The following is a 15,523-nucleotide window of genomic DNA, read 5'->3' as shown; positions in this document are numbered from 1 at the left end:
TCTGATTACTCCTTATTCTTTGCCCTTCCTGCACGCTTACGTTCATTTGGATCAAGGAATTTCTTGCGTAAACGTATAGATTTTGGAGTTACTTCCACCAATTCATCATCATCTATATACGCTATCATATCCTCCAGTGTCATTATCTTTGGTGGAGTGAGCTTTATAGCTTCATCACTACCTGAAGCTCTTACGTTTGTTAATTGCTTACCCTTTAACACATTTATCTCCAAATCATTGTCACGGCTATGCTGGCCGACAACCATGCCACAATATACCTTATCCTGTGGCTTAATAAACATAATTCCCCTGTCTTGCAAATTGAAAATTGCATATGCCACAGCCTCACCCTTATCTGTAGAAATTAAAACTCCATTGCGCCTTCCAGAAATTGGACCTCTATGTGGAGCATAACTGTGAAATAAACGGTTAATTATGCCTGTGCCACGAGAATCAGTTAAAAACTCTCCTTGATAACCGATTAATCCTCTTGATGGCACTAAAAACGTTAATCTTGTCCTGCCATTACCAGAAGGTCTCATGTCAGTTACTTCACCTTTACGGAAGCTGAGTTTTTCCATGATGATTCCACTATATTCATCATCTACATCAATTACTACTTCCTCTATAGGTTCAAGTTTTTTACCGCCTTCTTCTTTAAATAACACGCGAGGGCGTGATACCGAAAGCTCAAAACCTTCTCTCCTCATATTTTCAATTAACACTCCAAGCTGTAACTCACCACGCCCACCTACTTCAAATGCTTCACCGCTTGGTGCCAAAGTCACAGTAATTGCAACATTTGTTTCTGCTTCCGCATATAAACGATCCTTTATAGCAGTTGAAGTAAGCTTTGTACCTTCTTGCCCAGCAAAAGGTGAATCATTAACGCTCAGAGTAATCGCCATTGTTGGCGGATCAACTGGAGTTGAGCTTACTGCAGTTGTAACTTCTGGTGCTGCTATAGTATCTGAAACCGAAGCTTCCTCAAGTCCTGCAATTGCAATTATGTCTCCCGCCACAGCTTGTTCTACTGGAATGCGTTTCAAGCCAGAAAATGAGAGCAACTTAGTTAATCTTCCTCGTTCAATTACTTTGCCATCGAGGTCAAGCACCTTAAGATCTGAATTAACTTGTGCAACACCCTGATAAACCTTTCCTGTCAATATTCTGCCAAGAAACTTATCAGACTCAAGTAGAGTGACCAACATAGCAAAAGGTGCATTTTGATCATAAACAGAAGGTTTTATATAATCTATAACCGTTGAAAATAATGGGCTTAAATCTTTTCTTTCATCAGAAAGCTCCTTAGCACACCAACCATTTCTACCTGAAGCATACAACACTGGAAAATCTAGCTGCTCGTTGGTTGCATCAAGGTTAAAAAATAACTCATATATTTCATTTAGTACTTCATCAATTCTGCTGTCTGGTCGATCAACCTTATTGATTATCACAATTGGCTTCAAATTTGCTTTTAGTGCTTTTGAGAGCACAAATTTTGTTTGTGGCATTGGACCTTCTGCAGCATCAACCAGCAGCAACACACCATCTGCCATGCACAATACCCTTTCCACTTCCCCACCAAAGTCCGCGTGCCCTGGCGTATCAATAATATTGATCTTTTCATCGCCCCACATTATTGATGTGCACTTTGCAAGTATTGTAATTCCGCGCTCACGTTCTTGGTCGCCACTATCCATAACTCGCTCTTGAACTTCTTGATTCTCACGAAACGTGCCACTTTGTTTTAACATGTTATCGAGTAAAGTAGTTTTCCCGTGGTCAACGTGTGCGATTATTGCTATATTTCGGATCGATTTAAATTCGTTCATTTTCTATCATTTCAAAATTAATTTAGTAATAAGTATACATAAAATACACTTAGAGTAAATAACTAAAGCTGTGCTGTGCTTCCAAGATATTATAGGATTACTTTGTTAAATATTCTCTACTCCCAGGTTTTGTTATGGGTAGTTGTTTTAATTCACTTGGAAGTTCTTCCTCGCTGTAGTTTTTGATGTTCAGTTCAATCAAAGATATGACAGGAAAAGGCAGTTTCGTTTCACTATTTCTCTTTATCAAAGAAGCTTCAGCAACAACTTTACCTCCTTCCCCTTCTGCACATTCCACTGCTTCAAGCGAAGATTTACCTGTGGTTATCACATCCTCAATAAGTAATATTTTTTCACCTTTTTTAATTTCAAATCCACGGCGTAATTCAAACTTGCCATTAACGCGCTCGCAAAACATTGTCTTTATTCCAAGCTGCCTGCCAATCTCATAACCCACAATTATTCCACCAATTGCAGGAGATAATATTAAATCTATGGAGCTATTTAATTCTTTTTTTATTTTATCTGCTAATAATGCGCAAACTTTCATGGCTCTGCTTGGATTTTCAAAAATCTTCGCACACTGTATGTATGTGCCACTATGCAGTCCGGATGATAAAACAAAATGCCCATGCAAAATTGCTTCTGCTTCTTTAAATTCTTTTATTATTAGGTTATTTTCGTCTAATATCATTTTTTAAGTTTCACTATTACATTCTTTATTAATTATCTGAGTTATGCAAATATCAGACCACACATTTATTGCAGTTTCAAACATATCGATGATTGTATAAATAGGCAAAATCAGTCCCATAATATGCAAAGGAACATTCATCGATACGAGATAACTGGTTGCCATAAAATAGCACCCCATAGGCACTCCAGCGTTACCAATTGCAGCCCCTGTAGCTAAAAAAATCCATATCAACATTTCGCTCAAGGAAAATGCGTATCCGTTCATTTCTGCAACAAACATTACAGTGATTAGTATAAATGCAGCACATGCATTCATATTAATTGTTGTGCATATTGGTAAAATAAAAGACGACAATTTCTTTGGCACCTTTAGCTTGTTCTGCACACATTCTATAGTTGTTGGCAATGTTGCACTGGATGATTTAGAGAAAAATGCGAGCGTCAACGCTGGCATAACCCCCCTTAGCGTTTGAATTGGTGATATGCCTTTATACCACATAAGTAGCGGTAAGATCAGAAATGCCTGCACAAAATTTGCAGACATTATGCAAACAAAATACCATAAAAGATTGTAGAACTCGCTACCACCTTTTAATTCATGCAAAAAACATGTAATAAAAGACCAAACAGCAAGCGGAATAAATTTTAATAACCCTTGAGCAATTTTAAGTAGTGTATCAAAAAGTGCAGAGAATATTTGATGTAATATATCCTGCTTTTCTTTTGAAAGTGAAATAATAGCTCCGCCCATCAAAAAAGCGATTAATATACTACCAATAATGTTATTCTCAAGAAAGACTTGCACAAAATTAGAAGGAATGAGTGATTTTAAATATGAAAAATAACTGTGGTTATTGCTGTTAACACTCCCTATTGTATTACTTATGAAATTTTTTCTTGCTGGATCTATTAACAAATAAAACGATAATGCAACAAACGCAGCTATAATAGTTGTAAGCAGCGTATAAAATAGTGTTTTCTTAACTAAGGTTTTAATTTCAATTGAGTCTTTGAGTCCTGAAATTGTGGAAACTATAGATAGAAAAACTAAAGGTAAACTTATTAATTTCAACAAACTAACAAATATGTCACTAAATAGCTTTGCTATTTCAAATATAACTTCGTTGTTTAAATAGTAAGCAACTATTGCAAGCAGTATAGAAAAAAGTATTGCAAACTTGTGCATTGAAAATAAAACTTCAAAGTAACATTATACAATAATTTTGCTGTTTTGGAATCAGATTGATAGACAAAATAACTTTACAGATTAGGGAAAGATAAGAGGATGTGTTTATTCGGAGACAGTGTAAGATTTCTTAATTTAAATTTAGGTGCACTTAGCCCATTCTGGTGATAACAAATTGGAATAGATAAGATATGATAACTAACTCTTCTGCGAGTATATAGTTTTGCCGGACACAACAGTACGTACTACGTGTCCTTTTACTTTGCGACCATCGAAAGGAGAATTCTTTGATTTACTAGCAAAGTTGTCAGTTTTAATTTCCCATTCATGATTGAGGTCAACTAAAATTAAGTCTGCAGCAAGGTTTTTTTGTATACGACCACGTGGTATGTGTATTATATCTGCAGGCTTATATGTCAATTTTGCGAGCACATCAAGTAGACCCATTTGCCCACTGTGATAGAGTTCAAGTGAAAGGGGCAGCATTGTTTCAAGGCCAACAATACCAAATGCAGCATTTTCAAGTGGCAGATCTTTAGAACTACGATCATGCGGAGCATGATCGGTTGCAATGCAATCAATCACACCTGTCTTTAAACCTTCAACCATAGCTAAACGATCTTCTCCAGTGCGAAGTGGCGGGTTCATTTTTGCAATTGCCCCATGTTGTTTTACTATATCTTCAGTCAAAGTGAAGTGATGAGGGGTTACTTCGCACGTAACATTTAATCCCAAATCTTTTGCACGTTTAATAGCATCAAGTGAATCTTTTGAAGAGACATGTAGAATATGGTAGTGCACATTCTCCATATCTTTCATGAGCAGTATATCGCGACTTACCATAACCGATTCTGACGCACTTAAGATCCCCTTTACTCCCAATTCTTCAGAAATTTTACCTTCGTTGATTGCACCACCTGCTGATAAATTTAAATCTTCTGCATGTTGAGCAATAGGAACACCCAGCATACTTGAATAAAGCAGCGCCTGTCTCATAATCATTGGGTTCATAACTGGCATGCCATCATCAGTGAACCCAACCGCACCTGCTTCCTTTAAAAGTGCCATTTCAGTCAACTTTTCTTCCGAAGTGGTGATTTTAGCGTAAAATTCAACGTTTACATGTGAAGTTTCAAGTGCTCTATATTTCAAATATTTAGCCAAAACAACGCTATCAATTGCTGGAATAGTGTTTGGCTGACAAACTACAGTTGTAACGCCTCCTGCAGCTGCAGATTTGCTACCTGTATATATAGTTTCTTTATGTTCCTGCCCTGGTTCACGAAAATGTACGTGAATGTCAATAAGGCCTGGCATTAGAACAAGCCCTTTACAGTCTATTGTTTCATCGACCCCACTTGTTGAAAATAATGATTCGCCAAAATCAACAATTTTATCCCCTTCAGTCAATAGCGAACCTTTTATATCAAGTTTAGTTTCCGGGTCGATAATACGAGCATTAGTATACGCAATTTTATAGCCTTCCTTTTGCCCTGTTTGTAACAAATTCCAAGTCTGTGTCATTATATTTGAGTATCGATTATGCAATAAATCTAAAGTTTTTTTAATAAAACACAACCAAATTAAAACACAGACTAAGAGCTGTCTTGAATTAAAATTATCCCAAAAACCCCGCCCTTATAACCTAGTTAGCTCAGTTTTAACGTTAATGTGTGAAACTCTTAGCTCTGTTGGAGGATTTTCCAGTTGAATATCTAGCTCATTCTGCATGTTCGATAAACAAATTAAAGCTGAATCAAAATCTTCATCGAACTGTTTTGCTTCATGTATACCATCGATTATTTCCTCTAATTCTTCCACATCATCCATTTCTTGCGGCGCACTTTTTAATATCGCTTTTATTTGGTTTAAGTTTTGACGAATTTTCTCCTGATATCCAACAATTCTCTCTTGATATATGTCAATCATTTTTTGACATGCGTTGCCTCTAAATGGATGTTCTTTTTTCTCTTTTATGTAAGAATTTTGAAAGTCTTTACAGTTAAGGATTGCTTCTCTATGTTTTTTTATGTCATTAATTGCGCTGATTATCGACTTATCTATTTTCTTTAAATTTTCTTCCCGTTCTTCTCTTTTAATTATACTTTTGGATTCATTTTTTATCTGGTTCATTTTGTCATACAGGTTTCTGCATCCTTTGTAAGATACCATTGGTTGTAATATTCCTTCTTTTACACCTTTATTGTAAAAATTCTTCAACTCATCACTTGATAGTATTGTTATAGCATCTTCCCTTTTACCTTGTGATTTAGGATACTTTTTATTCAATGAACTAACATGATTTAACAAGAAATCTTTAACTAGCTCTTCCTTTTTAACTTCAGCTAATTTTTCTAGTGTTTCTATATATTTTAGAACTTCCGCAAAGAGCTGTCCACCAGATGGAGCAAATCCTTGAAGTGGTTTACTCTGAGCTTTATAAAAATCGGTTTGTAAAAAATCTTCAGCTTGTTTTTTTATTACTGAAAGTTCATTAAAGGCTTTTTCTGGATTGATTTTTCTCAAAATACTAATAGCTTCTCTAATCGCTTTTTCTCTCTTTTTATCACCTTGTTTTTCATTTAATATTAGACGTTCAGCTTTGGTAAAAGCATCACCGCGATCACTCTTTGCAATGTTACAAACGATGCTTTTTACAACTTTTTCGGTTGCTGCATAATCTATTTCTTTTGCAAAGCAGTCAACAAATGATTGCCAAACTTTTTTATTAACAAGCTTACTTGTCTTATTTTCAAAATCTTCTATATCTTTGAATCCTAAAATAGTATAGAGATTTTTTTCGATTATTGGTTCGGCATGTTGTTTTGCCACTTTACCTTTTATATTGAATGGAAATTTACTAATCTTAGTTGTACCCACAATGTTACCTCAATATTAACGCTATCTATAAAAGTATAAAGATTTAATATTTAATTTTTAACTAATACTAGCACAGCTAACTATGGGAGCATTATGCTATAGCTGACCCAAGAAAGATTTCCCTACGTCATACCGCGATTCATTCGCGGTATAGATTCCGCTAACGAGTAGCGGAATGACGAATTTGTTGTTTTTCAAATTGTAGGTAAACCTAAGCCACTTTAGCTATAGCATCAATAGCAAGTGTCAATTAACACTTTAACTTCTTACTTGTCATCAGTAATATTGTTTATATAAAAACTATAATTTTTTATGCCTGAACTTGGGAATATATTGCTATTGCTAGCCTGCTTATTGTCTTTGACATATTTGTTTTTACCGCTTAGTTCTTGTCGGTTTATTACCACTGCCATATTTTTTTGTGTATCAACATCAATGGCTATTTTGATCTACTGCCACATTACAAATGATTTCTCACTCGAAAACGTATACTACCACTCACACACAACAAAACCTTTGATCTACAAGATTTGTGGTGTTTGGGGAAATAAAGAAGGATCTATGTTGCTTTGGACCTTAGTGCTTACCTTTTACCTATTTCTGATGGGTATTTTTATTGATAACGGCAGTAAATTGAAGAAAGTATCCTTGATCACCCAAGGCTTGATTTGCTTTTGTTTTTTACTGTTCACTTTACTTGAATCCAGCCCCTTCACTAAAATGCCAGGCATTGAAACAGATGGACTGGGTTTTAATCCGATATTGCAAGATATAGGCCTTGCTATTCATCCACCGATATTATATTTGGGGTACCTTGGGTTTAGCGTTCCTTTTTCGCTCTCTATAGCTGGATTAATTGCAAAAGTTGAAGGAAATGTTTGGGCTAAAATTGTCAGGCCTTGGGTACTTATTTCTTGGTCGCTGCTCACTTTGGGCATCAGCTTGGGTAGCTGGTGGGCATATCGCGAACTTGGGTGGGGTGGATTTTGGTTTTGGGATCCAGTGGAAAACGTTTCTTTGATGCCGTGGCTAATTGCAGTAGCGCTGACACATTTGTTGCTCGTGGTACGGAATTTCAATGTTTTAAAGAACTTTGCTATTTTACTTACGCTTACAACTTTTATATTGAGTGTGACTGGAACATTTCTAGTCCGCTCAGGAATACTCACCTCAGTGCACACGTTTGCAGATGACCCAAGGTATGGACTGTATATATTAGCGCTACTTGGTGTAATTACAGTCAGTAGCTTAGTAATATTTGTAGTGTTTACGAGAAAAAATCACACATCTGCAATGTCATTCCAGTGCGTGACACTGGAATCTGAAAAGAAACTTGCTACTCAAGTGACAGAGGGTAGAAGACTCTTTTCACGCCTTACGATGATGCTGATGAACAATTTATTATTCATCACTGCCTTTTTCATTGTGTTCGTTGGCACTTTATACCCTACAGTGCTCGAATATTTAACCGGTGAATTAATTTCAGTTGGAGCACCATATTACAATTCTTTATTTAATCCTATTGCACTGGCTATTCTAGCCCTCACGATAATTGGGCAATACTGCAGTTGGCAGGGAAATAGTCTATTGCCAATATTCCGCGAATATAGATTTTCATTCTGCAGTGCTGCAGCTATTTTGCCGTTTATCTTTCACATGGAGCTAATAATTGTGCTATCAATTACTATCTCCATAGCATTATTAATCTTTGTTTTAGAAGCATACAGTAAAAGAATTCGTTTATTTAAGAGCGAATCAATTTTATTAGCAAAAAAAGTTTCTAAATCCTACTATGCAATGATGGCAGCTCATGCTGGAGTGGCAATTCTAGTGCTTGGTATAGCATATTCGGTTGGTTGGCAGGAGAAAAAAGAAAATTACTTAAAAATAGGGGATAGCATAACAGTCAATAAGTTTAAAGTTACTTTACGAAATATTGAGCTAATAAAAGAAAAAAATTTCCATGCAGTGAGGGGTACAATGGATATCAGGAATTTGCTGAATAATAAGATATTAGGTGAGATAACCCCTGAATATAGATTTTACCTTGTGGAAGGTCAGAAAAATGTTGAAAGCAGTATCTACCACAATTTATTTTCTGATATTTATGTTGTAATTGGAGAAATTGATAAGAGTAAGAGCAAAATTGCAGCTAAAGTGCACTATAAACCTGGAATGTCTATAATCTGGTTTGGATCCTTTCTTATCGCTTTTGGTTCGCTCCTTGCTGCTTTTCCTTTTAGTGGACGAGCAAGGATTGTCTAGCTGTCGTGGATTTATTAACAACGCTCCTAGGTCCAGAGTGCAACGTATGAGAAATTACCGAGCTATAGATACTGATTTGCAAAGGTTAGAACCAAAGAAAGTTATATTTTTTTATTGACAGACCTATATATTACGATATTCACTAAGGGATTAGTGAGTAATGGTTATACAATATGAATGGTGGGGTATCAGGCAAGGAAAAAGTTATACGCACTCCTTTCGATTTTAAGGAGCCTTACAGCGATTGGCGTCAAATTTTTAAACGTCCTAATCAACAGTATAACCCTTCCAACTATGATTCGTCGAGCGAAATAAATGAACACGATATAGAAACTCAAAAGATTGAAGAAGGTGATGGCCATGATTCAGGTATTAGTTCCGATGATGAGGATGACCGGACAACTTATACAGCAGTACAATTAACTAATGATTCTCTTGATAGCCAAAGATATACAGGAATATGCATTCCAACACCAACTGATGGTTGGGTAGGTGAAAATAATCATCAGACTGGTTTATCAGGTAATTTGCCAAACGGAAGTAATAATCCACAAATTTTTGAAAGTACTGATTCAGTACAGCTAGATAATATTGTTTTTAGCAATCTAATTCAGCTTTCCTTGATTAGTCAAGAGCATAATTCTACCTGCAATGATCATGTAATTTGTGATTCAGGTCACAATTCTGACGATGAGGATCAGTTTAAACTGTTGTACGAAAAGGAGAAAATAGAAGCACAAAATAATCAAAAATATACAGAAAATGTATGTAATCCAACAAATGGTGGTTTGTTAGGTGAAAGTGATAATCAACAGATTTCTGAAGATACAGAAATAACTTCTGATTGTAATCCAGATGATTCAGATCCAAAAGGGAATGAGGGCTATGGTTTAGATGGTTCTTGTGAAAGTAAAGAAAATTTGACAAAGGGCGCTGACGGTAGTAATCAGACTTTTGAAGGTGAACAGAAAAGCTCAGAATTTCCGAAAGTTGACAATTGGTCAGATAGTGATGGGAACTCAGAAGATAGTTCGGACTCAAAAAAGGGTTCGTACTATAGTTCAGGTAATCTTGATTCAATGGAGTTAACAGATGATTTGGATTCAGAAAATGATCGGGACCTAGAAGATGATAATCCTTTTCTAAAAGACTCACTTTTTATGAAACTAAAAATGTCGTTAACTCAAAGTAAACAGGATCTGATTGATAAATGCTGTGGGGAGGTGAGAGGTATAACAGAACAAAATGAACAAAAAGATATAAAAAATACTCCAGAAAGTATTAAGTGCATAGTAGCTAAATACTTAGAAAAAGAAGTAATGTTAAATTTAAAATGTAGTTGTTGTAACAAAACTGTAACAAATACAGTATTTGAAGAAATAAAAGATCTTACTAGTGGTAGTCATATAAGTAACAGAAGTAACACTTTTGTATTTGATAACTTTCCCTATCAAAGTAAAGATAAAAACTGTAACAAAGAAAGTAAAGGTCAAAACTGTAACAAAAAAAATGAAGTGTCCGAAGAGGACATTATCAAAAGCATTGTTAGTAATTTATTGTTAGAAGGTGGGAAAGTAAAACGCCATAATTTTTTCGATGGGAATGAGTTTGAGCAGATAGTTACTTGTAATGGATTTGATGATGGTCTTTCTGAGAAATGTAAGGAAATTGAAAGCAAGCTAAAAGGTTTAGCATATGAAAGTATTGTAAACAAAAGCAAGCAGACTCAAAATGTATTAGGAGTAGACAAGGATAATAGATATTTTTGTATAGAGTACTCGCAAGATAGTATTGTTGAAGTTGCAGAAATCCTAAACAATGAAAAAGCCAAAGACTTAAATTTAAGAGTTGGCATACTCAAAATTGGAGAAAGTATAGTAAGAGTTGAAAATGTAGAAGAAATAGGGGGAAAAAGAAATTACATGGATGTCTCAAAAGGTGGTATTGAAATGTCTTTTACTACTGAGGTAGGAGAGATAAGTATTTATCTAAGTCCTAGTGAGAAAGGCAGCAATAAAATAAAAGTGGAGATTGATGGGGAAAACAGAGCAAGGTTTAATGAGTTAAAAAATAGGGGAAAAAGTTTAGGGGAAAACTGTCTTTTAGGAGGAAAAAGTGTTGAGGAAGCTATAGAGCATGAAAGTTTTGAAAGATATGGCAGTGTACCTAACACTGCTATGAAGGAACCTAGCTTAGGTTGCGTTGCTAACATAGCAAGGGGGGGATAAGCTTGCAGAGATAAAATGATGGTCCAAATTGGCAGTATTTTGCTCTTGTAATGTACTTCAAAATTGCAAAGTTTGCACTAGATAGAACTTAATTGACAGACAAGAATAACTGACAGAAAAATTTACATAGTCAAACAATCACAAAATAAACTAGTGAACTTTTTGAAAAGTATATAGAATTCAAATTATTACTTTAATTAAAGAAGATGGCACTTAGACTCATTCCAGATAACCTCGATATCAAGTTTAGTAAATATAGGGATTTGACTGCATTAATTAGCATTGTTCTTATCATCTTTTCAATATTCACTGTTGTGCTGCGTGGAGTGAACTTAGGCATAGACTTTGCAGGCGGGATTTTGATAGAGATAAAATCTTCAGATGAGAATCACTCTATTCTCGATGCATTAAAAGAAAATGGTTTTACAGTGCAAAGTTCAAAAGCGGGTGATAATTTAGTCATGCGTTTTAAAGATGAAGGAGATGAAGATAAAATCAAAAAGATAAAAAGCATACTAGAAGAAAAGCTGGGGAGCTCAATAAGCTATCGTAAAATAGACTATGTTGGCCCACAAATAAGCTCAACACAAATATTTGAAGGAATGTTATCCATGTTGATCGCGATTGTTGGAATATTTTTTTACGTTTGGTTTAGATTTAATTGGCAATGTGGATTCAGTGGAATAACAGCACTGATTCATGACGTGATTTTAACTGTTGGTTTTATTAGCCTAACTGGCATTGAGTTTAATATTTCATCAGTTGCAGCTCTCCTTACTGTCATTGGTTATTCAATCAATAACTCAGTAATTATATATGATCGGATTCGAGAGTATCGCAGGAGTGGTAAAAGTGGGCGGATGAGTGAGGTAGTAGATGCAAGTATCAACACTACATTATTTCGCACTATATTAACTTCTGGTACAACCCTTCTTGCTGCTCTTCCTTTGGTATTAATCTGCACAGATGCAGTGAGAGACTTCAGCTTGATCATTTTTTTTGGTATTTTGATTGGCACTTGTTCTGCAATATTTATTTCTGCTCCTATATTGACCTACAGAGCTTTGATAAGTAGATTGTAGAAGTGTTTAGTCGCGGTATAATATCAACTTATTATCTCTTATAGTGAAATGAAAATACCTTAAAAAGCTCATTCCAAGTAGTGAATGAGACATAGAATGAGTGTTAACGCTTGCCTGTACATCATTAATCAAAAAATTTCCTATTTTAACTTGAGGTATTTGGACCACTCCAGCTTTTATTTGACCTTTCGCACTTTCATATATTTTAAAATCCTGAACGTTTTGTAAGTTAATACCAGCATGTAATGCGTCTTTTTGTGATAGAACAATATCGGTTGCTCCAGTATCAAGCAAAAACGTTATATTGCTATCATTGACTTGAGCCTGAATATAAAAGTGTCCATCGTATGATTTCGTAAATTCGATACTTCCACTATTTTGAATTCTTCCTTTATATGGTAAAAAAGTACTGAGAAATCTGTCGCTTAATTTGTCCCTTTGTGAATCAATAAGCATTGCAGTAGTGGCTATTATTAGTAACCAAATAACTAGATTTTTTACCGCGTTCATATTGTTAAAATTTGAAGCTATTAAAATAAATTTTAAAGATTAGCGTTAAAAGTTATTATTAAAAATAAGTAAATTTCATTGTTTTAGTACAATATTTAGTATACACTTTAAGAAGATATGTTTGATTTAATTTCATGTCAGAAGCAAAAAGTTTAATTTTGGCAGCTATCCTTTCCATGTTAATCATGGTGTCTTGGCGTATTATTTATGATAATTTTTTTAGTACAAACCAAAACCAGCCATTGATTGAAAATATTGAACATATCGAATCTTTTAACGACCTTGCTCCTATAATATACCAAAATCGTTCTGAAATTATTAATTCTACTCGAGAACAGAGGGTTAGTTTAACCAATAACATGATTAAAGGATCAATTTCTCTGAAAGGTGCAAGGTTTGATGACTTAATTTTAACTAATTACCACTTAGAACCGAATTCTTCTTCTCCACAAGTGGTGTTACTGTCACCTGCAGAATCAAAAGATGTATATTTCGCAGAATTTGGGTGGCTCGATCCGAATAACAAGATTAAAGTTCCAGATTCTAAGGCAGTTTGGCAAGCAGAGAAACTCAATCAAAAAGAGGTCAATTTATTTTGGGATAATGAAAATGGCATTGTGTTTAAAATGAAAATTAGCCTTGACGATAACTACATGTTTAAAATTGAGCAGATTGTTGAAAATAACACAAAAGATAATGTAGTTTTGGTTCCTTATGGTAAAATTAACCGTAAACGTGACAATATCAACGAATCTTATTGGATATCCCATGAAGGAGTACTGGGTGCATTTGATAATAAACTGGAGGAGTGGACGTATAAGGATATCTCCAAGAAACATTTAATAAAAGCAAATACAAGTGAAAAAAATTGGTTTGGTTTTGCTGATAAATACTGGCTCACAGCCATCATACCTGAAAAATCTGATAAAATAAATGTAAGCATTAAACATACTAACGCTAATGATATTGATAAATTTCAAGTAGATTTTGTTAAGTCTTATAAGAGTATACTTCCTGGTGCAAGCACTTCTAATGTGAATTATTTTTTTGCTGGAGCAAAAAAGTTGAATTTACTGGATTCTTATAAGGATACTCTCAATATACCTTTGTTTGATAAAGCTGTAGATTTTGGTGTTCTTTACTTTATAACTAAACCAGTGTTTTTACTGCTTGAATACTTTAACTTCGTTTTAAAGAATTTTGGCTTAGCAATATTATTGCTGACTTTAGTAATCAAACTTTTGATGCTTCCCTTATCTAATAGATCATATGTTTCAATGTTCAAGGTGAAAAGCTTGCAGCCTGAGCTAACTCGTGTAAAAGAGTTGTATAAAAATGACAGCTTAAAGCAGCATAAAGAGACAATTGCATTGTTTAAGAGAAACAACGTAAATCCAATGTCGAGCATTTTTCCCATGCTAATACAAATACCGGTATTTTTTGCTCTATATAAAGTATTATTTGTTACTATAGAGATGAGGCATGCTCCTTTTTTTTTATGGATTAAGGATCTTTCAGCTCCTGACCCAACGAACATCTTTACATTATTTGGGTTGTTTAATTATAACTTTCCTATTTCTATAGGCATTTTACCTATAATTTTCGGTGCCACCATGATAATTCAGCAGAAGCTAAGTGAGAAAGATCAAACCAGTAAAGATGATATTCAAGTAAATGTTATGAAGTTTTTACCTTACATTTCTGTCTTTATTTTTTCTTCTTTTCCTGCCGGCCTGGTAATATATTGGATATTTAGTAATATTATAACTCTAATTCAACAATCATTAATAAAGTTGTTTTTAACAAAAAAAGTGGTAGTAAATGTCGAGAATACTAATAGTTAATTCGATTTATTATACTGAAATAGCGAACCTTTTGCTTGAAGGTGCAATTGATAAATTAAAAGGCAGTAATGCCAGTTACGATGTAGTTGAGGTTCCTGGTACATTTGAGATACCAGCTACAATTCTTTTTGCAGTCAAGAGTGGGCATACTAATTATGATGGTTATTTAGCTCTTGGGTGCGTAATTCGCGGTGAAACCGATCATTATCAATATGTTTGTAAAGGAGTAATTGAAGGCTTAAATGCAGTTGTTATGCATTATGCAATGCCCCTTGGTATGGGCGTAATTACCGCTGACAGCAAAGATAAAGCACTAGTTAGAGCTGATAAAAACAAAAAGAACGTTGGTGGCCATGCAGCCTCAACTGTTTTGCATATGATAGATTTACACAATAAATTAAAATAATGGAGGAAAAACCAGTAGATAAAAAGTGGCGCATAAAAAGAAGCACGGCAAGATTTCTTGCTGTACAAATTGCTTATTCAAATATTTTCGTAGGTTACAACAAAAGCACTTTTAAACTGGGAAATTGTGAGCTTAAGGACTACATAAATAAGTTGAAAGATATATTTGAATGTGAAGAATTTGAACATCAGTTCTTAGAAAACTTGTTATATAAGGTTATAAAAAGCAGTGAAGAATATGATAAAATAATAGAGTCTTATTTACACCCAAGTTGGTCCCTTTCACGGTTAAATCTTATAAGCTTATCTATTTTGCGTGTTGCAATATGTGAGTTAGCTAATTGTGATACGCCAGTTCCAGTTGTCATTAATGAATATACTAACATTGCATCTGATTTACTTGATAAACCAAGCGAAATTGGTTTTATTAATGGGTTATTGGATAAGGCAAAAGATGAAGTTAAATTAAATAAAAATCCTTAGCAGCTTCTCACAACTATATAAAAGTTTATTTTTTAAGGCAATTCCCATTGAGTAACTGACACTAAAAAATAAAGAGGCAGACTTAGCCTGCCTCTTTTACTTCACTTGG

General features: G+C 34.6%; 12 protein-coding genes. 6 read left to right on the top strand and 6 right to left on the bottom strand.

The window, feature by feature from the left end:
* Window positions 1-5: 5 nt before the first annotated feature.
* The 5 genes from typA to ABWU40_RS02430 form a co-directional block, all read right to left on the bottom strand.
* Window positions 6-1,835, bottom strand: a complete 1,830-nt coding sequence (typA, locus tag ABWU40_RS02450; RefSeq protein ID WP_015588882.1) for a translational GTPase TypA — start codon at window positions 1,833-1,835, stop codon at window positions 6-8.
* A gap of 97 nt (window positions 1,836-1,932) precedes the next feature.
* Window positions 1,933-2,529 (bottom strand): orotate phosphoribosyltransferase, encoded by a 597-nt coding sequence (pyrE, locus tag ABWU40_RS02445; protein WP_015588881.1) that lies wholly within the window; start codon window positions 2,527-2,529, stop codon window positions 1,933-1,935.
* Window positions 2,530-2,532: 3 nt separating this feature from the next.
* Window positions 2,533-3,717 (bottom strand): dicarboxylate/amino acid:cation symporter, encoded by a 1,185-nt coding sequence (locus ABWU40_RS02440; protein WP_015588880.1) that lies wholly within the window; start codon window positions 3,715-3,717, stop codon window positions 2,533-2,535.
* 198 nt (window positions 3,718-3,915) lie between these two features.
* Window positions 3,916-5,241 carry a dihydroorotase gene (locus ABWU40_RS02435; RefSeq protein ID WP_353279309.1) on the bottom strand — a complete coding sequence of 442 codons (1,326 nt, stop codon included), beginning with the start codon at window positions 5,239-5,241 and terminating at the stop codon, window positions 3,916-3,918.
* 114 nt (window positions 5,242-5,355) lie between these two features.
* A complete protein-coding gene (locus tag ABWU40_RS02430) occupies window positions 5,356-6,597 on the bottom strand; it encodes a hypothetical protein (protein WP_015588878.1) in 1,242 nt (413 codons plus the stop codon).
* 312 nt (window positions 6,598-6,909) lie between these two features.
* On the opposite strand from ABWU40_RS02430, the gene ABWU40_RS02425 reads away from it, so the two are divergent.
* The 3 genes from ABWU40_RS02425 to secF all read left to right on the top strand — a co-directional run bounded on the left by ABWU40_RS02425 (window position 6,910) and on the right by secF (window position 12,172).
* Window positions 6,910-8,862 (top strand): heme lyase CcmF/NrfE family subunit, encoded by a 1,953-nt coding sequence (locus tag ABWU40_RS02425; protein WP_264723577.1) that lies wholly within the window; start codon window positions 6,910-6,912, stop codon window positions 8,860-8,862.
* Between the two features lie 173 nt (window positions 8,863-9,035).
* Complete coding sequence (locus ABWU40_RS02420; RefSeq protein ID WP_174516768.1) at window positions 9,036-11,090, top strand: hypothetical protein; 2,055 nt, start codon at window positions 9,036-9,038, stop codon at window positions 11,088-11,090.
* Window positions 11,091-11,296: 206 nt separating this feature from the next.
* Window positions 11,297-12,172: a protein translocase subunit SecF gene (gene secF, locus ABWU40_RS02415; protein WP_141456869.1), complete on the top strand. Its 876-nt coding sequence runs from the start codon at window positions 11,297-11,299 to the stop codon at window positions 12,170-12,172.
* A 6-nt stretch (window positions 12,173-12,178) separates the two neighbouring features.
* Here the strand turns inward: secF and ABWU40_RS02410 are convergent, their stop codons facing one another.
* Complete coding sequence (locus ABWU40_RS02410; RefSeq protein ID WP_141456867.1) at window positions 12,179-12,682, bottom strand: TIGR02281 family clan AA aspartic protease; 504 nt, start codon at window positions 12,680-12,682, stop codon at window positions 12,179-12,181.
* A gap of 134 nt (window positions 12,683-12,816) precedes the next feature.
* Here ABWU40_RS02410 and yidC point away from each other — a divergent pair, with 134 nt between their 5' ends.
* Genes yidC through nusB form a run of 3 tightly spaced genes read left to right on the top strand, consistent with a single transcriptional unit; the run spans window position 12,817 to window position 15,414 of the window.
* Window positions 12,817-14,526, top strand: a complete 1,710-nt coding sequence (yidC, locus tag ABWU40_RS02405) for a membrane protein insertase YidC (RefSeq protein WP_015588874.1) — start codon at window positions 12,817-12,819, stop codon at window positions 14,524-14,526.
* Window positions 14,504-14,932 carry a 6,7-dimethyl-8-ribityllumazine synthase gene (locus tag ABWU40_RS02400; RefSeq protein ID WP_015588873.1) on the top strand — a complete coding sequence of 143 codons (429 nt, stop codon included), beginning with the start codon at window positions 14,504-14,506 and terminating at the stop codon, window positions 14,930-14,932. The genes yidC and ABWU40_RS02400 overlap by 23 nt, the downstream gene beginning before the upstream one ends.
* Window positions 14,932-15,414 carry a transcription antitermination factor NusB gene (gene nusB / locus ABWU40_RS02395; RefSeq protein WP_353279306.1) on the top strand — a complete coding sequence of 161 codons (483 nt, stop codon included), beginning with the start codon at window positions 14,932-14,934 and terminating at the stop codon, window positions 15,412-15,414. Before ABWU40_RS02400 ends, nusB begins: the two co-directional genes overlap by 1 nt.
* Window positions 15,415-15,523 lie beyond the last annotated feature (109 nt).

Origin of the sequence: Wolbachia endosymbiont (group A) of Cydia amplana (assembly GCF_964028495.1) — a bacterium.
In the GTDB taxonomy this organism is placed as follows: Bacteria; Pseudomonadota; Alphaproteobacteria; order Rickettsiales; family Anaplasmataceae; genus Wolbachia; species Wolbachia pipientis.
Note: the sequence above shows the minus strand (reverse complement) of the source record. Positions and strands in the feature narration are given on the sequence as shown.

What these genes read in the sequence shown, in the direction of transcription:
- ABWU40_RS02410 (WP_141456867.1), bottom strand. Translation starts at nt 12,682, where the DNA reads ATGAACGCGGTAAAAAATCTAGTTATTTGGTTACTAATAATAGCCACT.
- ABWU40_RS02420 (WP_174516768.1), top strand. Translation starts at nt 9,036, where the DNA reads ATGAATGGTGGGGTATCAGGCAAGGAAAAAGTTATACGCACTCCTTTC.
- pyrE (WP_015588881.1), bottom strand. Translation starts at nt 2,529, where the DNA reads ATGATATTAGACGAAAATAACCTAATAATAAAAGAATTTAAAGAAGCA.
- typA (WP_015588882.1), bottom strand. Translation starts at nt 1,835, where the DNA reads ATGAACGAATTTAAATCGATCCGAAATATAGCAATAATCGCACACGTT.
- ABWU40_RS02435 (WP_353279309.1), bottom strand. Translation starts at nt 5,241, where the DNA reads ATGACACAGACTTGGAATTTGTTACAAACAGGGCAAAAGGAAGGCTAT.
- secF (WP_141456869.1), top strand. Translation starts at nt 11,297, where the DNA reads ATGGCACTTAGACTCATTCCAGATAACCTCGATATCAAGTTTAGTAAA.
- ABWU40_RS02425 (WP_264723577.1), top strand. Translation starts at nt 6,910, where the DNA reads ATGCCTGAACTTGGGAATATATTGCTATTGCTAGCCTGCTTATTGTCT.
- ABWU40_RS02400 (WP_015588873.1), top strand. Translation starts at nt 14,504, where the DNA reads ATGTCGAGAATACTAATAGTTAATTCGATTTATTATACTGAAATAGCG.
- yidC (WP_015588874.1), top strand. Translation starts at nt 12,817, where the DNA reads ATGTCAGAAGCAAAAAGTTTAATTTTGGCAGCTATCCTTTCCATGTTA.
- ABWU40_RS02440 (WP_015588880.1), bottom strand. Translation starts at nt 3,717, where the DNA reads ATGCACAAGTTTGCAATACTTTTTTCTATACTGCTTGCAATAGTTGCT.
- nusB (WP_353279306.1), top strand. Translation starts at nt 14,932, where the DNA reads ATGGAGGAAAAACCAGTAGATAAAAAGTGGCGCATAAAAAGAAGCACG.